This is a genomic window from Streptomyces sp. BBFR102, assembly GCF_051397025.1.
Classification (GTDB): Bacteria; Actinomycetota; Actinomycetes; order Streptomycetales; family Streptomycetaceae; genus Streptomyces.
In genome coordinates, this window is sequence record NZ_CP195757.1 from 5,950,587 (window position 1) to 5,973,919 (window position 23,333).

1 protein-coding gene is annotated in these 23,333 nt (G+C 74.5%); it reads left to right on the plus strand.

Features of this window, described 5'->3' with window-relative positions; translation table 11 throughout:
- Positions 1-9 precede the first annotated feature (9 nt).
- The gene (locus ACSLIC_RS26160) at positions 10-23,331 is read left to right on the plus strand and encodes a type I polyketide synthase (protein ID WP_436740163.1); all 23,322 of its coding nucleotides are present in this window, start codon (positions 10-12) and stop codon (positions 23,329-23,331) included.
- Positions 23,332-23,333: the final 2 nt, after the last annotated feature.

The window sequence follows — 23,333 nt, forward strand, 5'->3', positions numbered from 1 at the left end:
GGAGCCATCATGACCACGCCCAGCGAAAAAGTTGTCGAAGCTCTCCGGGCCTCGCTCAAGGAGACCGAACGCCTGCGCCGGCAGAACCGCGACCTCGCGGCCGCCGCCTCGGAGCCTGTCGCCGTCGTCGCGATGAGCTGCCGTTACCCCGGGGGAGTCACCTCCCCCGAGGACCTGTGGCACCTCGTCGCCTCCGGCACCGACGCCGTCGGCGGCTTCCCCACCGACCGGGGCTGGGACCTGGACGCGCTGCGGGACGCCGGGGTCGACGCCCGTGGCCATTCCGTCAGCCAGCAGGGCGGCTTCCTCGACGGGGCCGCCGACTTCGACGCCTCCTTCTTCGGCGTCTCCCCGCGCGAAGCCGTCTCCATGGACCCCCAGCAGCGGCTGCTGCTGGAGACCTCCTGGGAGGCCGTCGAGCGGGCGGGCATCGACCCGCGCAGCCTGCGCGGCAGCCGCACCGGCGTCTTCGTCGGCACCAACGGCCAGGACTACGCGTACCTCCTGGTGCGCTCCCTCGCCGACGCGACCGGCGACATCGGCACCGGCATCGCCGCCAGCGCCACCTCCGGCCGCCTCTCCTACACCCTGGGCCTGGAGGGCCCGGCGGTCACCGTCGACACCGCCTGCTCCTCCTCCCTCGTCGCCCTCCACGCCGCCGCCCACGCCCTGCGCGCGGGGGAGTGCGGCCTCGCCCTCGCCGGCGGCGTCAACGTCATGTCCGCCCCCGGCTCGCTGATGGAGTTCAGCCGCGCCGGCGGCCTGGCCGGGGACGGCCGCTGCAAGGCGTTCGCCGACGAGGCCGACGGCACCGGCTGGTCGGAGGGGGTCGGTGTCCTCCTTCTGGAGCGGCTCTCCGACGCCCGCCGCAACGGTCACCCGGTCCTCGCCGTGCTGCGCGGCTCGGCCGTCAACCAGGACGGCGCCTCCAACGGCTTCACCGCGCCCAACGGCCCCTCCCAGCAGCGCGTCATCCAGCAGGCGCTGGCCGCCGCCGGACTCACCGCCGCCGACGTCGACGCGGTCGAGGGCCACGGGACGGGAACGCCCCTCGGCGACCCCATCGAGGCGCAGGCCCTGCTCGCCACCTACGGCCAGGGCCGCCCCGAGGGCCGGCCGTTGCTGCTCGGCTCCGTCAAGTCGAACATCGGCCACGCGCAGGCCGCAGCGGGAGTCGCCGGGGTCATCAAGATGATCATGGCGATGCGGCACGGCGTCGTCCCGCGCTCCCTCCACGCCGACCACCCCTCGCGCCACGTCGACTGGGGCTCCGGGGCCGTCCGGCTGCTCTCCGAGGACGTCGAATGGCCCGAGACCGGCCGCCCTCGCCGCGCCGGCGTCTCCTCCTTCGGCATCAGCGGCACCAACGCCCACGTCGTCATCGAGCAGGCCGGACCCACCGCCGAACCGGAGTCCCCGGCAGAGCCCGAGACCGTCCCGACCGTCGTGCCGTGGCCCGTCCACGCCCGCTCCGAGGCGTCCCTGGACGCGCAGATCGAGGCCGTCACCGCTCTCACCGACGCCACGCCCCTGGACATCGGCCACTCCCTGGCCACCGGGCGCTCCCTCTTCGAGCACCGCGCCGTCCTGCTCTCCGGCCTCGACGGCGTCCCCGCCGAGGTGGCCCGCGGCCGCGCCACCGAACGCTCCCTCGCCGTCCTGTTCTCCGGCCAGGGCGCCCAGCGCGCCGAGATGGGCCGCGAACTGTACGCCCGCTTCCCGGTCTTCGCGAAGGCACTGGACGAGATCACCGCCCTGTTCGATCCGCGACTGGACCGCCCGCTGCGGGAGGTGATGTTCGCCCGGCGCCGCACCCCCGAGGCGGCCCTCCTGGACACCACCGGCTACACCCAGCCCGCGCTCTTCGCCGTCGAGGTCGCCCTCCACCGCCTCGTCGAGTCCTGGGGCGTGGTCCCGGACTTCGTGGCCGGCCACTCCATCGGCGAGATCGCCGCCGCCCACGTCGCCGGTGTGCTCTCGCTGGAGGACGCCTGCACGCTGGTCGCCGCCCGCGCTCGCCTCATGCAGGAACTGCCCGCGGGCGGCGCCATGGTCGCCGTCCAGGCCACCGAGGCCGAGGCCGCCCCGCGCCTGACCGAGGGCGTCGCCCTGGCCGCCGTCAACGGCCCCGACTCCGTCACCCTGGCGGGCGACGAGGCCCAGGTCCTCGCGCTGGCCGCCGAGTTCGCCGCCGAGGGCCGCAAGACGCAGCGCCTGGCGGTCAGCCACGCCTTCCACTCGCCGCTGATGGAGCCGATGCTCGCGGAGTTCCGCCGCGTCGCCGAGAGCCTCACCTACCACGAGCCGGTCCTGCCGGTCGTCTCCAACGTCACCGGCGCCTTCGCCGACGACCGCCTGCTGTGCGACCCCGAGTACTGGGTGGACCACGTCCGCTCCACGGTCCGCTTCGCCGACGGCGTCCGCGCCCTGGCCGGCGCCGGCGCCGACACCTTCGTCGAACTGGGCCCCGACGGCATCCTCACCGCCCTCGCCCAGCAGTGCCTGGACGGGCCCGACGTCGTCGCCGTCCCCGTCCTGCGCAAGGACCGCGCCGAGGAGCGCGCCCTGCTCACCGCGCTGGCCCGGCTCCACGTCGCCGGTGTCGACGTCGACTGGGCCGCCTGCTTCGAGGGCACCGGCGCCCGCCGCACCGAGCTGCCCACCTACCGCTGGCAGCACGAGCGCTACTGGCCCGTCCTGATGGCCGCCGCCGGGGACGTCAGCGCCGCGGGCCTGGTCTCCGCCGAACACCCGCTGCTCGGCGCCGCCGTGTCGCTGGCCGGCAGCGACGGGGTCCTCTTCGCCGGACGCCTCTCCGTGCAGACCCACCCGTGGCTGCTGGACCACACGGTCGGCGGGATGGTGGCCTTCCCCGGCACCGGCTTCCTCGAACTCGCTGTCCGCGCCGGTGACCAGGTCGGCTGCGACCGCGTCGAGGACCTCACCCTCGCCAAGCCCCTCATCCTCACCGAGAACTCGGCGGCCGTCGTCCAGGTCCACGTCGGCGCGGCCGACGCCGACGGCGCCCGCCGCGTCACCGTCTACTCCCAGGCCGTCGACGACCCCGAGCAGCGCTGGACCGAGCACGCCTCCGGGCTGCTGACCCGTGGCGAGCGCGTCACCGGCTTCGACTCCGCCGTCTGGCCGCCCCGCGGCGCCGTCGCCGCCGACCTCGAGGGCTTCTACACGCGCACCGAGTACGGCCCGGTCTTCCAGGGCCTGCGCGCCGTCTGGACCCGCGACGACGAGGCCTTCGTCGAGGTCGCGCTGCCGCCCCAGGTGGACGACGCCGAGTACTACGGGATGCATCCGGCGCTGCTCGACGCGGCCGTCCAGTCCGTCGGTTTCGCCGGCCTCGGCGACGGCAAGAAGCTCGTACCGTTCTCCTGGTCCGGCGTTTCGCTGCACGCGGGCGGCGCCTCCGTGGTGCGAGTGCGGGTCGCCCGGGTCGGTGAGGACACCGTGTCCATCGCCGCCGTGGACGTCGAAGGCGCCCCGGTGCTCTCCGCCGACTCCCTCATCCTGCGCGCCCCTTCGGCGCTTCGGGCCCCCACCCTGCACAGCAGTGAGCAGGACGGGCTCCTGCGCCTGGAGTGGGTGGCCGCGCCCGAGGGCGGCGCCGCCCCCGCGCGCGCCGTCACCCTCGGTGCCGACCGGGCCTGGCCCGGCCCGGTGGCCTCCCTCGCCGACGCCGCCGCCGTCACGCCCGCCCCCGACCTGGTCCTGGCCCCGTTGGAGGGCGTCGAGGACGACACCCCCACGGCCGTCCACGCGGCCACCGCGCGCGCCCTGGCACTGATCCAGGAGTGGCTGGATCCGGCCACCTCCGCCGCCGGACGTCTCGTGTTCGTCACCCGGGGCGCCGTCGCCACCGGGTCCGACACCGGCGTGAGCGATCTCGCCGCCGCCGCGGTGCACGGACTCGTCCGCAGCGCCGAGGCCGAGAACCCCGGCCGCTTCGCCCTCCTCGACCTCGACGCGGGCACCGCCGCGCCCTCCGACGAACTCCTGGCGCAGCTACCTCCCCTGCTGGCGGCCGGCGACACGCAGTTCGCCGTACGCGACGAGGCCGTCCTGGTGGCCCGGCTGGCCCGGCTGGCCACCGGCGCGAGCCTGCTGCCGGTCCCGGGGCTGCCGTGGCGCCTGGACACCACCGTCCCCGGCAGCATCGACGGCCTCTCCCTCGTCCCCGCACCCGAGGCACTGGACGAGCCGGAGGGCCGCGCCGTCCGGGTCGAGGTGCGGGCCGCTGGCCTGAACTTCCGTGACGTGCTGAACGCGCTCGGCATGTACCCCGGCGAGGCCGGACTGCTCGGCTCGGAGGCGGTCGGCCTCGTCACGGCAGTGGGCCCGGACGCCACCGGGATCGCCGTCGGCGACCGCGTGACCGGCATGATCCCCGGGGGCCTCGCCGACACCGTCCTCGTCGACGAGCGGTACGTGACCCGCGTGCCCGAGGAGTGGAGCGACGAGGACGCGGCCTCGGTGCCGCTGGTCTTCCTCACCGCCCTGTACGCCTTCCGTGACCTGGCCTCGGTCCAGGCGGGGGAGCGGGTGCTGATCCACGCCGGTGCGGGCGGTGTCGGTATGGCGGCGATCCAGCTGGCACGGCACATGGGCGCCGAGGTGTTTGCGACGGCGAGTGAGCCCAAGTGGGAGACGTTGCGGGGGCTGGGCCTGGACGACGCTCATATCGCGTCCTCGCGTGACCTGGGCTTCGAGGGGAAGTTCCGCGAGGTCACGGGCGGCGCTGGGATGGATGTGGTCCTGAATGCGCTGGTGGGGGAGTTCGTGGACGCGTCGTTGCGGGTCACGGCTCCCGGTGGCCGGTTCCTGGAGATGGGCAAGACCGATATCCGCGACCCGCACGCGGTCGGTGACGTGCGGTACCGCGCTTTCGATCTGGGCGAGGCGGGGCCGGACCGTATCGGCGAGATGCTGTCCGAGCTCCTGGGCCTGTTCGCCGAGGGGGCGTTGTGCCCGTTGCCGGTGTGTACGTGGGATGTGCGGCGGGCGCGTGAGGCGTTCCGTTTCATGAGTCGGGCGAAGCATGTGGGCAAGATCGTGCTGACGATGCCGGCGCGCTGGGAGCCTGAGGGGACTGTCCTGGTCACTGGTGGGACGGGTGGTCTGGGGCGTGAGGTGGCGCGTCATCTGGTGTCGGTGCGTGGGGTGCGGCGTCTGTTGCTGGTGTCGCGGCGTGGTCCGGCGGTGGAGGGTGTGGAGGCTTTCCGTGAGGAGTTGGCCGGGCTGGGTGCCCAGGTGGATGTGGTGGCCTGTGATGTGGCGGACCGTGGTGCGGTGGCGGAGCTGCTGGGTTCGGTGCCGGTGGGGCATCCGTTGACGGCTGTGGTGCATGCGGCGGGTGTGTTGGACGACGGTGTGGTGACGGGGTTGTCGTCGGAGCGGTTGTCGGGGGTGTTGCGTCCGAAGGTGGACGCTGCGTGGCATCTGCATGAGTTGACGCGGGGCATGGGTCTGGCGGCGTTCGTGATGTTCTCGTCGGTGTCGGGTGTGATGGGTAGTGCGGGGCAGGCCAACTACGCCGCTGCCAACGTGTTCATGGACGCGCTGGCGCAGTACCGCCGGGCCGAGGGCCTGGCCGGGCTCTCCCTGGCCTGGGGGGCCTGGGAACAGGCCAGCGGTATGACCGGCACCCTCACCGAGGCCGACATGCAGCGCGTCACCGCCTCTGGGGCCGCCCCGCTCACCGTCGAGCAGGGGCTCGCCCTCCTCGACGCCGCGGTCGTCTCCGACGAGCCCCTGGTCGTGCCGATCGGCGCCCCGTCGGGCGACCAACGCGTCCTCGGCCTGGTCCCGCCGCTGCTGCGCAACCTCGTTCGCGGCACGCGTCGCTCCGCCGCCACGGCCGCCGGCGGCGCGAGCACCGCGGCCGACCTCGCCCGCCGCCTCCTGGCGCTTCCCGCCGAGGACCGGGTCCGCCACGCCGTCGAACTGGTCCGTACCGAGGCCGCCGCCGTGCTGGGCCACGCCTCGGCGCGGGCCGTGGAACCCGGGCGCGAGTTCCGCGAGCTGGGCTTCGACTCCCTCACCGCCGTCGAACTGCGCAACCGCCTGACCACCGTCACCGGCCTGCGCCTCACCGCCACCCTCGTCTTCGACTACCCCACTCCCCAAGGCCTCGCCGAACACCTGGTCGCCGAACTCCTCGACGAACAGGGCGAGACCGGCGTGCCGACGGTGGCCGCCGATGTCGCCGACGACCCGGTCGTCATCGTCGGCATGGCCTGCCGGATGCCCGGCGGCATCGAGACTCCCGAGGACCTGTGGCGGATGCTCGCCGACGGCGAGGACCGCATCACCGGCTTCCCCGCCGACCGCGGCTGGGACCTGGACGCCCTCTTCGGCGGCGGTGGCGACAACCGCGGCGTCAGCGCCACGCGGCGCGGCGGCTTCCTGCACGACGTGGGCGGTTTCGACGCGGGGTTCTTCGGGATCTCCCCGCGTGAGGCGATGGCGATGGACCCGCAGCAGCGCCTGCTGCTGGAGACCTCCTGGGAGGCCCTGGAGCGGTCCGGCATCGACCCGACCGGCCTGCGCTCCAGCGCCACCGGCATCTTCGTCGGCACCACCGGCCAGGACTACGCCAACCTCGTCATGACCTCCCGCGAGGACGTCGAGGGGCACGCCAGTACGGGCCTGGCCACCAGTGTCATCTCCGGTCGCGTCTCCTACGCGCTCGGACTGGAAGGCCCCGCCCTCACCGTCGACACCGCTTGCTCCTCCTCCCTCGTCGCGCTCCATCTCGCCGCCCAGTCCCTGCGGAGCGGGGAGAGCTCCCTCGCCCTCGCGGGCGGGGTGACCGTGCTGTCGACGCCCATGAACTTCTTCGGGTTCACCCGTCAGGGCGGCCTCGCCGGGGACGGCCTGTGCAAGGCGTTCGCCGACGCCGCCGACGGGACCGGCTGGTCCGAGGGCGTGGGCATGCTCGTCCTGGAGCGCCTGTCCGACGCCCGCCGCAACGGTCACGACATCCTCGCCGTCGTGCGCGGCTCGGCCATCAACCAGGACGGCGCCTCCAACGGGCTGACCGCGCCCAACGGACCCTCGCAGCAGCGGGTCATCCGTCAGGCGCTGGCGACGGCCCGGCTCACCGCCGACGAGGTCGACGCGGTAGAGGCGCACGGGACGGGCACCCCGCTGGGTGACCCGATCGAGGCGCAGGCGCTGCTGGCGACGTACGGGCAGGACCGGCACGGCGACCGGCCGCTGCTGCTCGGCTCCATCAAGTCGAACATCGGCCACACCCAGGCCGCCGCCGGCGTCGCGGGTGTGATCAAGATGGTGCTCGCCATGCGCCACGGCGCCCTGCCGCGGTCCCTCCACATCGACCAGCCCTCCACCCACGTCGACTGGGAGGCCGGAGCGGTCCGGCTCCTCACCGAGACGACCGGCTGGCCCGAGACCGGGCGCCCCTGGCGCGCCGGAGTCTCCTCCTTCGGCCTCAGCGGCACCAACGCCCACGTGATCCTCGAACAGCCGGAGCCGGAGACCGCCGACACGGAGTCCCCCGAGCCCCTGACGGAGCCCGAAGCCGTCGCGCGGGTCGTCCCGTGGCCCGTCTCCGCCCGTACCGGGGAAGCACTGCCCGGCCAGCTCGCCCGGATCACCGCAGTCGACGCCGCACCCCTGGACATCGGGCACTCCCTGGCCACCGGCCGCGCCTCCTTCGACCACCGGGTGGTCCTGCTGGCGGGCGCCGACGGCGAGGACGAGCCGGTGGAGGTGGCGCGGGGCCGTGCCGTGGAGCGCAGGCTCGCGGTGCTGTTCTCCGGCCAGGGCTCGCAGCGCGCCGGAATGGGTCGTGAACTGTACGGCCGTTTCCCGGTGTTCGCGAAGGCGCTGGACGAAGTCCTGGCCCTGCTCGACCCGAGGCTGGACCGTCCGCTGCGCGAGGTGCTCTTCGCGGAGGAAGGCTCCGACGAAGCCGCCCTCCTGGACACCACCGGCTACACCCAGCCCGCGCTCTTCGCCGTGGAGGTCGCCCTCTACCGCCTGGTCGAGTCCTTCGGGGTCGTCCCGGAGTTCGTCGCGGGCCACTCTGTCGGGGAGATCGTCGCCGCCCACATCGCGGGCGTCCTCTCCCTGGAGGACGCGTGCACGCTGGTCGCCGCCCGCGCCCGCCTGATGCAGGAACTGCCCGCGGGCGGCGCCATGGTGGCCGTCCAGGCGACCGAGACCGAGACCGCCGGGCGGCTGACCGAGGGCCTGTCCCTGGCCGCGGTCAACGGCCCGGAGTCCGTGGTGATCGCCGGTCCGGACCACGAGATCGACTCCCTGGCGTCGGAGTTCACCGCCGAAGGACGCAAGGTCCAGCGCCTGGCGGTCAGCCACGCCTTCCACTCGGCGCTCATGGAGCCGATGCTCGACGCCTTCCACGATGTCGCCAAGGGCCTGGGGTACGGCGAACCGCGCATCCCCGTCGTCTCCGACGTGACCGGCACCCTCGCCGAGCCCGGGCAGCTCAGCACGCCCGCGTACTGGGTCGAGCACGTCCGCTCCACCGTCCGCTTCGCCGACGCCGTCCACGCCCTCGACCAGGCCGGCGCCAACGCCTATCTGGAGATCGGCCCCGGCGGCGTCCTCACCGCCCTCGCCCAGCAGACCCTCGACGCCGCCGGCACCGCGAGCGACAGCGTGACCGCGCCGGCGCTGCGCAAGGACCGGGCCGAGGAGCCCGCCCTGCTCACCGCGCTCGCCACGCTCCACGTCACCGGCGTCCCCGTCGACTGGGCCGCCTGCTTCGAGGGCACCGGCGCCCGCCGCGTCGACCTGCCCACCTACGCCTTCCGGCACGAGCGGTACTGGCCGCGCCCCTCCGCACACGGCGGGGACGTCACCGGCGCCGGTCTGAGCCCCGCCGCACACCCGCTGCTGGGCGCCGCCACCGGCCTCGCCGCCTCCGAAGGCGTCCTCTTCACCGGACGGCTCTCCCTCACCACCCACCCCTGGCTCGCCGACCACACCGTCGGCGGCGGCATGGTGCTCTTCCCCGCCACCGGCTTCCTGGAACTGGCCGTACGCGCCGCCGACGAGGTCGGCTGCGATCGCGTCGAGGAGTTCACCCTCGCCACCCCGCTGCTGCTGCCCGCGGACACCGCCGTGGTCGTCCAGGTCTGGGCCGGCGCCCCCGACGAGAGCGGCGCCCGCACGGTCAGCCTGTACTCCCGGTCCGCCGACACCCCGGACGCCACCTGGACGCAGCACGCGACCGGCGTCCTGACCACCGGTGCCGTCACCCTCCCCGCCGACGCCGAGACCTGGCCCCCCAAGGGCGCGGTCGCCGTCGGCCTGGAGGACTTCTACGACCGCACCGAGTACGGCCCGGTCTTCCGCACCATCCGCTCCGTCTGGAAGCGCGGCGACGAGGCGTTCGTCGAGGCGGCCCTGCCCCCGCAGGCCGACGACGCCGAGTACTACGGGATGCACCCCGCGCTGCTCGACGCCGCCGTCCAGTCCGTCGGCTTCGCCGGGCTCGACGACGAGCACCAGCTGCTCCCGTTCCTGTGGGCCGGAGTCTCCCTGCACGCCGGCGGCGCCTCCGTGGTCCGCTTCCGCGTTGCCCGGACCGGCGAGGACTCCGTCTCCATCGCTGCCGTGGACGTCGAGGGCGCCCCGGTGCTCTCCGCCGAGTCGCTGGTGCTGCGTCTCCCCGCCGGGGACCACGCCCCGGCCGCGCGCCGCACCGAACTCGACTCGCTGCTCCGCCTGGAGTGGACCGCCGCCCCCGAGACCGGCGACGCCCCCGCCGCCCGTCACACGACCGTCGGTGCCCTCGGCACCGACGGGGCCGCGGCCACCCTCGCCCCGCTGACCGGCGAGGAGGACCTCGTCCTGGTCGAGGTCCTCGCGCCGGCCGAGGGCGCCGACGTGCCCGCCGCCACCCACGAGCGCACCGCGCAGGCCCTCGCCCTGGCGCAGGAGTGGCTGGCCGACGAACGGTTCGCCGACGCCCGCCTCGTCTTCGTCACCCGGGGCGCGGTCTCCACCCGCCCCGGCGAGCGGGTCGACGACCTCCCCGCCGCCGCCGTCTGGGGCCTCGTCCGCGCCGCCCAGTCGGAGAACCCCACCCGGTTCGCCCTCCTCGACCTGGACCGCACCACCCCCGTCGAGACCGCTCTGCCGCAACTCCTCGGCCCGCTTTCGGGCGGCGACGCCCAGTTCGTCGTCCGCGAGGGCGCCGTCCTGGTCGGCCGCCTCGACCGGGCCGTGACCGCCCCGTCTCTCCTGCCGCCCACCGACGGCCCCTGGCGCCTGGACTCCCCCTCGCGCGGCAGCCTGGACGCGCTCACCCTGCGCCCCTGCCCCGAGGAGCTGTCGGAGCCTCAGGAGCGCCAGGTCCGGGTCCAGGTACGAGCTGCGGGCCTGAACTTCCGTGACGTGCTGAACGCGCTCGGCATGTACCCCGGCGAGGCCGGGCTGCTCGGCGCGGAAGCGGCCGGGTTCGTCACCGCCGTGGGCCCCGAGGTCACCGGGCTCTCCGTGGGCGACCGCGTCATGGGCATGGTCCCCGGCGGCCTCGCCACGGAGATCCTGATCGACGAGCGCTTCCTCACCCGCGTACCCGGGGAGTGGAGCGACGAGGACGCCGCCTCGGTGCCCCTGGTCTTCCTCACCACCTACTACGCGCTCACCGAACTCGCCGGCCTGTCGGCGGGGGAGCGGGTGCTGATCCACGCCGGTGCGGGCGGTGTCGGTATGGCGGCGATCCAGCTGGCGCGGCATCTGGGTGCCGAGGTGTTTGCGACGGCGAGTGAGCCCAAGTGGGAGACGTTGCGGGGGCTGGGGCTGGACGACGCTCATATCGCGTCCTCGCGTGATCTGGGCTTCGAGGGGAAGTTCTGGGAGGTGACTGGTGGCGCTGGGATGGATGTGGTCCTGAATGCGCTGGTGGGGGAGTTCGTGGACGCGTCGTTGCGGGTCACGGCTCCCGGTGGCCGGTTCCTGGAGATGGGCAAGACCGATATCCGCGACCCGCACGCGGTCGGTGACGTGCGGTACCGCGCTTTCGATCTGGGCGAGGCGGGGCCGGACCGTATCGGCGAGATGCTGTCCGAGCTCCTGGGCCTGTTCGCCGAGGGGGCGTTGTGCCCGTTGCCGGTGTGTACGTGGGATGTGCGGCGGGCGCGTGAGGCGTTCCGTTTCATGAGTCGGGCGAAGCATGTGGGCAAGATCGTGCTGACGATGCCGGCGCGCTGGGAGCCTGAGGGGACTGTCCTGGTCACTGGTGGGACGGGTGGTCTGGGGCGTGAGGTGGCGCGTCATCTGGTGTCGGTGCGTGGGGTGCGGCGTCTGTTGCTGGTGTCGCGGCGTGGTCCGGCGGTGGAGGGTGTGGAGGCTTTCCGTGAGGAGTTGGCCGGGCTGGGTGCCCAGGTGGATGTGGTGGCCTGTGATGTGGCGGACCGTGGTGCGGTGGCGGAGCTGCTGGGTTCGGTGCCGGTGGGGCATCCGTTGACGGCTGTGGTGCATGCGGCGGGTGTGTTGGACGACGGTGTGGTGACGGGGTTGTCGTCGGAGCGGTTGTCGGGGGTGTTGCGTCCGAAGGTGGACGCTGCGTGGCATCTGCATGAGTTGACGCGGGGCATGGGTCTGGCGGCGTTCGTGATGTTCTCGTCGGTGTCGGGTGTGATGGGTAGTGCGGGGCAGGCCAACTACGCCGCTGCCAACGTGTTCATGGACGCGCTGGCGCAGTACCGCCGGGCCGAGGGCCTGGCCGGGCTCTCCCTGGCCTGGGGGGCCTGGGAACAGGCCAGCGGTATGACCGGCACCCTCACCGAGGCCGACATGCAGCGCGTCACCGCCTCTGGGGCCGCCCCGCTCACCGTCGAGCAGGGGCTCGCCCTCCTCGACGCCGCGGTCGTCTCCGACGAGCCGCACCTCGTACCCCTCGGTGCCTCGGGCTCCACCCGGATGCCCGGGGAGGTGCCGCCGCTGCTGCGCAACCTGGTCCGCGGCACCCGGCGTGCCGCCGCGACCGCCGTCGGCGGCGCGGGTACCGCCGACGAGCTCACCCGGCGCCTCCTCGACCTGCGTGAGGACGAGCGGCTCCGCTTCGCCGTGAACCTGATCCGGGCCGAGGCCGCCTCGGTCCTCGGCCACTCCTCCGCCCAGGCCATCGACGCCGAACGCGACTTCCACGACCTGGGCTTCGACTCCCTCACCGCCGTCGAACTGCGCAACCGCCTCACCGGCGCCACCGGCCTGCGGCTGCCCGCCACCCTCGTCTTCGACCACCCGACGCCCGGCGTGCTGGCGGAGCACCTGATCGCCGCCCTGCTCGACGAGCAGCGCGCCACCGGCGCCACCGCCCCGACGCCCGTCGCCGCGGCCCTCGCCGAGGACCCCGTCGTCATCGTCGGCATGGCCTGCCGGATGCCAGGCGGCGTCAGCTCCCCCGAGGAGCTGTGGCAGCTCGTCCTCGACGGCCAGGAGGGCATCTCCGCCTTCCCGACCGACCGGGGCTGGGACCTCGACACCCTCCAGCGCGGCGGCGAGGGCGGCCACGGCCGCAGTGCCACCTCCGAAGGCGGATTCCTCTACGACGTCGCCGACTTCGACGCCGGCTTCTTCGGCATCTCCCCGCGCGAGGCGCTGGCGATGGACCCCCAGCAGCGCCTGCTCCTGGAGACCACCTGGGAGGCGTTCGAGCGGGCCGGCATCACCCCCGCCGAGGTACGCGGCAGCCGTACCGGTGTCTTCGTCGGCACCAGTGGCCAGGACTACACCACCTTGGTCATGAACTCCCGTCAGGACGCCGAGGGTCACGCCCCCACCGGCCTCGCCACCAGCGTCATCTCCGGCCGGCTGTCCTATACCTTCGGCCTGGAGGGCCCGGCGGTCACCATCGACACCGCCTGCTCCTCCTCACTCGTCGCCCTCCACTGGGCCGCGCACGCGCTGCGCTCCGGCGAAGCCGACCTGGCGCTCGCCGGCGGCGTCACCGTCATGTCCACCGCCATGGGGTACGCCGGCTTCACCCGGCAGGGCGGCCTGGCCGCCGACGGCCGCTGCAAGGCGTTCGCGGACGCGGCGGACGGGACCGGCTGGTCCGAGGGCGTGGGCATGCTCGTCGTCGAGCGCCTGTCCGACGCCCGCCGCAACGGCCACCCGGTCCTCGCGGTACTGCGCGGCTCCGCCGTCAACCAGGACGGCGCCTCCAACGGGCTGACCGCGCCCAACGGACCCTCGCAGCAGCGGGTCATCCGTCAGGCCCTCGCGAGCGCCGGACTCTCGACCGACGAGGTCGACGCCGTGGAGGCGCACGGGACGGGCACCACCCTGGGCGACCCGATCGAGGCGCAGGCGCTGCTGGCGACGTACGGGCAGGACCGGCACGGCGACCGGCCGCTGCTGCTCGGCTCCATCAAGTCGAACATCGGCCACACCCAGGCCGCCGCCGGCGTCGCCGGGGTCATCAAGACCGTCATGGCGATCCGGCACGGCGTCCTGCCCCGGTCGCTCCACATCGACCGGCCCTCCACGCACGTGGACTGGACCGAGGGCGACGTCCGCCTGCTGACCGAGACCACGGAGTGGCCCGAGACCGGCCGCCCCCGCCGCGCCGCCGTCTCCTCCTTCGGCATCAGCGGCACCAACGCGCACACCATCATCGAGCAGGCCCCGGAGATCGTGGAGGCCGCGCCGGCCACCCCGTCCGCCCCGGCCCCGGCGGCCGTCCCCTGGCCGGTCTCCGCGAAGTCCCCGGAGGCGCTCGACGCGCAGCTCGCCCGGATCACCACCGTCACCGGCGCCACCCCGCTTGACATCGGTCACTCCCTGGCCACCGGCCGCGCCTCCTTCGAGTACCGGGCGGTCCTGCTGGCGGGGACCGGTGCGGGGGACGAGCCGGTGGAGGTGGCGCGGGGCCGGGCCGGCGAGCGCAGGCTCGCGGTGCTGTTCCCGGGCCAGGGCTCCCAGCGGGCCGGGATGGGCCGTGAACTGTACGACCGTTACCCGGTGTTCGCGAAGGCGCTCGACGAGATCACCGCCCTGCTCGACCCGGAGCTGGACCGTCCGCTGCGCGAGGTGCTGTTCGCGGAGGAAGGCTCCGAGACGGCGGCTCTCCTGGACACCACCGGCTACACCCAGCCCGCGCTCTTCGCCGTGGAGGTGGCCCTGCACCGCCTGCTGGAGTCGCAGGGCGTGTCGCCGGAGTACGTGGCCGGTCACTCCGTCGGCGAGATCGCCGCCGCGCACGTGGCGGGGGTCTTCTCGCTGGAGGACGCCTGCCGGCTGGTCGCCGCCCGCGCCCGCCTGATGCAGGAACTCCCCGCCGGCGGTGCCATGGTGGCCGTGCAGGCCACCGAGGCGGAGGCCGCCCCACGGCTGACCGAGGGACTCTCCCTGGCGGCGGTGAACGGCCCGGACTCCGTGGTCGTATCCGGCCCGGAGAGCGAAGTGACCGCGCTGGCAGCCGAGTTCGTGGCCGAGGGACGCAAGACCCAGCGCCTGCCGGTCAGTCACGCCTTCCACTCCGCGCTCACGGAGCCGATGCTCGACGCGTTCCGCGAGGTCGCCCGCTCCCTGACGTACGCCGAACCGCGTATCCCCGTCGTCTCCGACGTCACCGGCGCCCTCGCGGAGCCCGGTCAGCTCACCGACCCCGAGTACTGGGTGCGGCACGTCCGCGAGACCGTCCGCTTCGCCGACGGCGTCCGCGCCCTCGCCGACGCCGGAGCCGACGCCTACCTGGAGGCCGGTCCCGGCGGCGTCCTCACCGCCCTCGCCCGGCAGACCCTGGGCACCGACTCCGCGGCCGTGACCGCGCCGGCGCTGCGCAAGGACCGGGCCGAGGAGCCCGCCCTGCTCACCGCGCTCGCCACGCTCCACGTCACCGGCGTCCCCGTCGACTGGGCCGCCTGCTTCGAGGGCACCGGCGCCCGCCGCGTCGACCTGCCCACCTACCCCTTCCAGCGGGTCCGCCACTGGCCCGACAACCGGCGCCCCGGTACGGGCGGCGGCTCCTCCGACCCGCTCGACGGCGCCTTCTGGACCGCCGTCGAGGGCGAGGACCTGACCCGTCTCGCCAGCGACCTGTCCGTGGACACCGAGGCGCTCGGCGCGGTACTTCCGGCCCTCTCCACCTGGCGGCGCCGGCGCCGGGACCAGGCCATGGTCGACTCCAACCGCCACCACGAGACCTGGAGGCCGTTGTCGCTGCCGGCCGCTGCGCCTGCCCCGGCCGGAACCTGGCTGGCCGTCGTGCCCGCCGCGTACGGCGAGGACCCCTGGATCTCCGCCGTCCTCGACACCGTCGGCACCGACGTCGTCCGCCTCACCGTGGACACCGTCGAGCGCCACGCGCTCGCCGACCGCCTGCGCGCCCTCTTGGCCGACGGCGCCGCCCTCGCCGGGGTGGTCTCCCTGCTGGCCCTCGCAGACACGCCGGAGGCGGCCGTCTCCGGCGACCCGGCGGGAGTCCCCGGCGCCCCGACCGCCGTCCTGTTCCAGGCCCTGCTCGACGCCGAGGTCGACGCCCCCCTGTGGTGTCTGACCCGAGGAGCCGTCGCGGTGGCCGGTTCCGAGGCCGTCACCGCCCCCGCCCAGGCTGCCGTCTGGGGTCTGGGCCGGGTCGCCGCCCTCGAACACCCCGCCGTGTGGGGCGGGCTCGTCGACCTGCCCTCCGCGTGGGACGAACGCGCCGCCCGCCGCTTCGCCGCCGTCCTCGCCGGACACGACGGCGAGGACCAGGTGGCCGTCCGCTCCTCCGCCGCCTTCGCACGCCGGCTCGTCCCGGCACCGGCCGCGGAGCCCGGCGACGGCTGGCAGCCCCGCGGAACCGTCCTCGTCACCGGCGGTACCGGCGGACGCGGCGCCCACGTCGCGCGCTGGCTCGCCGGAGCCGGCGCCGCACACCTGGTGCTCCTCGGCCGCCGCGGTCCCGACGCCCCCGGCGCCGGCACGCTCCGCGCCGAACTGGAGGCGGCCGGCGCCCGCGTCACCCTCGTCGCCTGCGACGCCGCCGACCGGGAGGCCCTCGCGGCCGTCCTCGACGGCATTCCCGCCGACACCCCGCTCTCCGCCGTCGTGCACGCCGCCGGAGTCGTCGACGACGGAGTCCTCGACGACTTGACCCCGGAACGGTTCGCCGCTCCGCACCACGCGCGGACCGCGCCCGCCCTCCACCTGGACGAGCTGACCCGCGGCCTCGACCTCGACGTCTTCGCCCTCTGCTCCTCCGTCGCCGGCACCGTCGGCACGGCGGGCCGGGCCAACCTCGCCGCCGCCACCGCCGTACTCGACGCCCTCGCCCGGAGCCGCCGGGGCGAGGGGCTGCCCGCCACCTCGATGGCCTGGGGCGCCTGGATCGGGGACGCCGACGAGGCCGGAGGGGACGACGCCCCCGCCGTCCCGAGGGCAGGAGCCGGGCACCCGGCGGTCCACCCGGATCTGGCGCTGGCCGCACTGCGGCAGGCCGTGACCCGGCCCGAGGCCGCACCCGTCCTGTTCGACCCGCGCCAGCCGCAGGTCCTGGACAGCCTGATCGGCATGCGCGGCAACGCGCTCCTGCGCGACCTGCCCGAGGCCCGGCAGGCTCTCGCCGACGCCGAGACGACCCGCGACCGTGCCCGGACGGCCGCCTCCGGGCTCGCCGAGCGGCTGCGCGGCCTTCTTGCGGAGGAGCGCACCGACAGCGTCACGGAGCTGGTGCGCACCCACGCGGCAGCCGTCCTCGGCCACCCGGGACCGGAGTCCGTCGCCGCCGACCGCAACTTCCGCGACCTGGGCTTCGACTCGCTCACCGCCCTCGAGCTGCCCAACCGGATCGCCCTCGCGACCGGCCTGCGCCTGCCCGCCACCACCGTCTACGACTACCCGACCGCCCAGGCACTCGCCGAACACCTCGTCGCCGAACTGCTGGGCGAGCAGGACACCCCCGCCTCCGGCCGGGCCACCCCGGCGGCACTGGCCGAGGACCCGGTCGTCATCGTCGGCATGGCCTGCCGCCTGCCCGGCGGGGTCCGCTCCCCGCAGGACCTGTGGGCCATGGTCAGTGAGGGCCGCGACGGCATCGAGGCATTCCCCGAGGACAGAGGCTGGGACCTCGCCACCCTGACGACCGGCGGGGCCGACGGCCGGGGCCGCAGCGCCACCCTGCGCGGCGGATTCCTCTCTGGAGCAGCCGACTTCGACGCGGGCTTCTTCGGTATCTCCCCGCGTGAGGCGCTGGCGATGGACCCGCAGCAGCGCCTGCTCCTGGAGACCACCTGGGAGGCGTTCGAACGGTCCGGCATCGACGCCGACGCACTGCGCGGCAGCCGTACCGGTGTCTTCGTCGGCACCAACGGCCAGGACTACTCCACGCTCGTCATGAACTCCCGCGAGGACCTGGAGGGCCACGCCGGCACCGGCCTCGCCGCGAGCGTCGTCTCGGGCCGACTGGCCTACACGTTCGGCCTGGAAGGCCCGGCGGTCACCGTCGACACCGCCTGCTCCTCCTCACTGGTCGCCCTCCACTGGGCGATGCAGGCGCTGCGCGCGGGGGAGTGCGACCTCGCCGTGGCGGGCGGCATCACCATGATGAGCACCCCGTCCGCCTTCTCCGGCTTCACCCTCCAGAACGGCCTGGCCGTCGACGGCCGCTGCAAGGCGTACGCGGACGCGGCGGACGGCACCGGCTGGTCGGAGGGGGTCGGCCTGATCGTCGTCGAGCGGCTCTCCGACGCCCGCCGCAACGGTCACGAGGTACTGGCCGTCGTGCGCGGCTCGGCCATCAACCAGGACGGCGCCTCCAACGGCCTCACCGCGCCCAACGGCCCGTCCCAGCAGCGCGTCATCCGCCAGGCGCTGGCCGGCGGCGGACTGACCCCGTCCGACATCGACGCGGTCGAGGGCCACGGCACGGGCACGCCGCTGGGTGACCCGATCGAGGCGCAGGCGCTGCTGGCGACGTACGGGCAGGACCGGCCCGCGGACCGGCCGCTGCTGCTCGGCTCCATCAAGTCGAACATCGGCCACACCCAGGCCGCCGCCGGCGTCGCCGGCATCATCAAGACCGTTATGGCGATGCGCCACGGCGTCCTGCCGCGCACGCTCCACGTCGACCGGCCCTCGACCCACGTCGACTGGGAGGCCGGGGCGATACGGCTGCTCACGGAGGAGTCGGCCTGGCCCGACAGCGGCCGGCCCTGGCGGGCGGGCATCTCGTCCTTCGGTATCAGCGGCACCAACGCGCACACCATCATCGAGCAGGCCCCGGCCCCGGCCCCGGAGCCCGCCGAACCCGGTGCGGCCGTCCTGCCGGGGCCCACGCCCACCGTGGTGCCGTGGCCGGTGTCGGCCAAGTCCGAGGAGGCCCTCGACGCGCAGATCGCGGCCGTCACCGCGCTCGACGGCGCGGCCCCGCTCGACGTCGGCCACTCCCTGGCCACCGGCCGCGCCCGCTTCGACCACCGCGCCGTGCTCCTCGCCCGCCCCGGCGCGACGCCGTGGGAGGCCGCCCGAGGCCGGGCCGCGGTGCGCTCGCTCGCCCTGCTCTTCTCCGGCCAGGGATCGCAACGTGCCGGCACGGGCCGCGAACTGTACGACCGTTTCCCGGTCTTCGCCGAGGCGCTGGACGCCGTCCTCGCCCGGCTGGACACCGGCCTGACCCCCTCACTGCGGGAGGTGCTGTTCGCGGAGGAGGGCTCCGAGACGGCGGCTCTCCTGGACACGACCGGGTACACGCAGCCCGCGCTGTTCGCCGTCGAGGTCGCCCTGTACCGCCTCATCGAGTCGTGGGGCGTGCGTCCCGGCCACGTCGCGGGCCACTCGGTCGGCGAGATCGCGGCGGCCCACGTGGCGGGAGTCTTCTCGCTGGAGGACGCGTGCACGCTGGTCGCCGCCCGCGCCCGTCTGATGCAGGAACTCCCCTCCGGCGGGGCGATGGTGGCCGTGCGGGCGACCGAGGCCGAGGTGGTGCCCCGGCTCACCGACGGCCTGTCCCTGGCGGCCGTGAACGGCCCCGACTCCGTGGTGATCGCCGGCGCCGAGGACGAAGCCCTCGCCCTCGCGGAGGCGTTCGCGGCGGAAGGCCGCAAGACCCAGCGCCTGTCGGTCAGCCACGCCTTCCACTCCCCGCTGATGGAGCCGATGCTCGACGCGTTCCGGCAGGTGGCGGAGAGCCTGGAGTACGCCGAGCCGCGTATCCCGGTGGTCTCCGACATCACCGGCGCCCTCGCCGAACCCGGACAGCTCACCCGGGCCGCGTACTGGGTGGAGCACGTCCGTGCCACCGTCCGCTTCGCCGACGGCGTCCGCGCCCTCACCGGCGCCGGTGCCAACGCCTTCCTGGAGATCGGCCCCGGCGGCGTCCTCACCGTCCTGGCTCAGAGCGTCCTCGAAGCCGACGACCGGGACGAGGCGGTCGTCCTCCCGGCCCTGCGCAAGGACCGCGATGAGGAGACCGCGCTGCTCGGCGCGGTCGCCGGGCTCCACGTCAGCGGAGTCCGGGTGGACTGGTCCGCCTGGTTCACCGGCACCGGCGCCCGCCGCACCGAGCTGCCCACCTACGCCTTCCAGCGCGAGCGGTACTGGCCGCGCCCGGCCGCCCTCACCGGCGACATCAGCACGGCCGGCCTCATCTCCGCCGAACACCCCCTGCTCGGCGCGGCCGTCCCGCTCGCCGACTCCGAGGGCGTCCTGTTCACCAGCCAGATCTCGATGCAGGTCCACCCCTGGCTGCTCGACCACCGCGTCGGCGGCACCGTCATCATGCCGGGCACCGGCTACCTGGAGATGGCCATCCGCGCCGCCGACCAGGTCGGTTGCGCCCGCGTCGAGGAACTCGTCCTAGCCGCGCCGATGGTCCTCGACGAGAAGCACCCGGTCTCCGTCCAGGTCGCCGTCGGCGCTCCCGACGACACCGGATCCAGGTCGATCACCTTCTACTCGCGGCCCTCCGACGCCGTGGACGCGCCGTGGACCCGGCACGCCGACGGGTTCCTGGCCGTGGAGGAGCGCACCGACTCGTTCGAAGCACCCGTCTGGCCCCCGGCCGACGCGGTCTCCGTGGAGTTCGACGGCGACTACAGCCGTACCGGGTACGGGCCGTCCTTCCAGGGCCTGCGCCAGGTGTGGCTCCGCGGTGAGGAGGCCTTCGTGGAGGTCGCCCTCCCCGAGGAGGTCGCCGGGGACGCCCAGTACTTCGGCATGCACCCCGCGCTCCTTGACGCCGTCCAGCACGCCAACGGCTACCTCGGGGTCGGCAGCGAGGAGAACCTGCTGCTGCCCTTCGCCTGGAACGGCGTCTCCCTGCACGCCAGGGGCGCCACCACGCTGCGGGTGCGGATCATCCGGCTCGGGGACGAGTCGGTCCGGCTGACCGCCGTCGACGCCGAGGGCGTCCCGGTGCTCTGCGCGGAGTCCCTGGTCCTGCGCGCCCCCACGGTGCCCAGCACCCCGGTCGCCACCGGAGGCCAGGAGCCGGTCTTCCGCCTGGACTGGACGGCCGCACCCGCGGTCAAGCCCACCGAGGGCCTGACCGCGGCGACCCTCGGCGACGACGTGTTCGGCGTGGGCACCACCCTGGCGTCCCTCACCGACCTGACCGGCCCCGACGCCGACCCGTCCGCAGCACCCGACTTCGTCCTCGTCCCGCTCGCCGGGGCCTGTGACACGGCCGGCACCGAGGACCCGTACGCCCACGGCGCCGACGTGCCCGCCGCCGTCCACACGCTGACCACGCGGACGCTCGACCTGCTCCAGCAGTGGCAGGCAGCCGACCGGCTCGCCCACTCCCGCCTGGTCTTCGTCACCACGGGAGCGGTCGCCGCCCATGACACCGAGACCGTCCGCGACCTCGCGGCCGGTGCCGCCTGGGGCCTGGTGCGCTCCGCCCAGTCCGAGAACCCCGACCGCTTCGTCCTGCTGGACCTCGACGGAGCGGACGCCCCGGACACCCTGCGCGCGCTCCTGCCCGACCTGCCGGGTCTGCTGGGCAGCGGCGACGCCCAGTTCGCCGTCCGCGAGGGCACCGCGCTGGTCGGCCGGCTCGAACGGCTCACCACGGCACCCGGCCTCCTCGCCCCCACCGGCACCCCGTGGCGCCTGGACACCACCGGCAAGGGCAGCCTGGACAACCTGGTCCTCGCCGCGTGCCCGGAGGTCCTCCAGCCACTCGGCGCCCACGAGGTCCGCATCGACGTCGAGGCGGCCGGTCTCAACTTCCGCGACGTGCTGAACGCGCTCGGCATGTACCCGGGAGAGTCGGGCCCCATGGGCACAGAGGCCGCCGGCGTGGTCACCGCCGTCGGCGAGGCCGTCACCGGCCTCGCCCCCGGCGACCGCGTCCTCGGCACCGTGCCCGGCGGATTCGGCCCCGTCGTCGTCGCTGACCAGCACTACGTCACCCAGGTCCCCGAAGGCTGGACCATGCAGGACGCGGCCTCGATGCCGCTGGTCTTCCTCACCGCCCTGTACGCCTTCCGTGACCTGGCCTCGGTCCAGGCGGGGGAGCGGGTGCTGATCCACGCCGGTGCGGGTGGTGTGGGGATGGCGGCGATCCAGCTGGCGCGGCACATAGGGGCCGAGGTGTTCGCGACGGCGAGTGAGTCCAAGTGGGAGACGCTGCGGGGGCTGGGCCTGGACGACGCTCACATCGCGTCCTCCCGTGACCTGGGCTTCGAGGAGAAGTTCCGGGAGGTCACGGGCGGCGCTGGGATGGATGTGGTCCTGAACGCGCTGGCGGGGGAGTTCGTGGACGCGTCGTTGCGGGTCACGGCTCCCGGTGGCCGGTTCCTGGAGATGGGCAAGACCGACATCCGCGACCCGCACTCCACGGGCGAGGTCCGCTACCAGGCCTTCGACCTCGGCGAGGCCGGACCGGAGCGGAACAAGGCCCTCCTCGGCGAACTCCTCGACCTCTTCGCCGAGGGCGCGCTGCGGCCGCTCCCGGTGCGCACCTGGGACGTCCGCCGGGCCCGCGAGGCGTTCCGCTTCATGAGCCAGGCCAAGCACACCGGAAAGATCGTGCTGACCATGCCGCCCCGCTGGAACCCCGAGGGCACCGTCCTCGTCACCGGCGGCACCGGCGCACTCGGCGGCCACCTCGCCCGCCGCTTCGCCCGGGCCGGCATGCGCCACCTGCTGCTGACCAGCCGGCGGGGCGCGGACGCCCCCGGCGCCGCCGAACTCGCCGCCGAGCTGGAGGAACTGGGCGCCGAGGTCACCGTCGCCGCCTGCGACACCGCCGACCGCGAGGCGACGGCCGCGCTCCTCGACGCGGTCCCGGCCGCACACCCCCTCACCGCCGTCGTGCACACCGCGGGCATCCTCGACGACGGGGTGATCGCCTCCCTCACGCCCGAACGCCTCGCCTCCGTCCTGCGGCCCAAGGTCGACGCCGCCTGGCACCTGCACGAGCTGACCCGCGACCTCGACCTCGCCGCCTTCCTGCCCTTCTCCTCCGTCGCGGGCGTCATGGGCAGCCCCGGCCAGGGCAACTACGCCGCGGCCAACTCCTTCCTGGACGCCCTCACCCGGCACCGGCGCCACCTCGGCCTGGCCGGCACCTCGCTGGCCTGGGGCCCCTGGGCCCACGACGGCGGCATGACCAGCACCCTGTCCGACACGGACATGCGCCGTATGCAGTCCGGTGGCCTCCCGCCGCTCGCCGTCGACCAGGGCCTGGAACTGTTCGACATCGCCCGTGGCTCGGACGAGTCCTTCCTCGTCCTGGTCGGTCTCGCCCCGGGAGCGATGCGCGGCGCGGCGCCGGAGGACCTGCCCCCGCTGTTCCGCTCCATGGTCCGCAGCGGCCGCCGTACCGCCGCCTCCACGGACGCGGCCGGCGCCTCCGCCGCGCTCGGCGCCAAGCTCGCCGGGCTCGGTGCCGCCGAGCGCGTCCGGTACGTCACCGACCTGGTCCGCGAACAGGCCGCCCGGGTCCTCGGCCACGCCTCACCGAAGTCCGTCGACGTCAGCCAGGAGTTCCGCGAGCTGGGCGTCGACTCGCTGACGGCGCTGGAACTCCGTAACCACCTGGCGACCGCGACCGGGCTGCGGCTGCCTGCCACGCTGGTCTTCGACTACCCGACCCCCACCTCGCTCGCCGAACACTTCGTCGCCGAGCTGGCCGGTGACGACGCCGTCCCGCAGGGACCGTCGCTCCTCGCCGAAATCGACCGCTTCGAGACGCTGCTGTCGGCCGGGGACCCGGACGAGATCACCCGCGCGGGCCTCGCCCTGCGGCTGGGCCAGATGCTCGACCAGGTGCGCGGCAAGGCCCCCGAGCAGGCCGGTTCCTCCCTCGACGACAACTTCGAGTCGGCCAGCACCGACGAGGTCTTCGCCTTCATCGACAACGAGCTCGGCCGCCTGGGCGACCGCTGAGA

What these genes read in the sequence shown, in the direction of transcription:
- ACSLIC_RS26160 (WP_436740163.1), top strand. Translation starts at nt 10, where the DNA reads ATGACCACGCCCAGCGAAAAAGTTGTCGAAGCTCTCCGGGCCTCGCTC.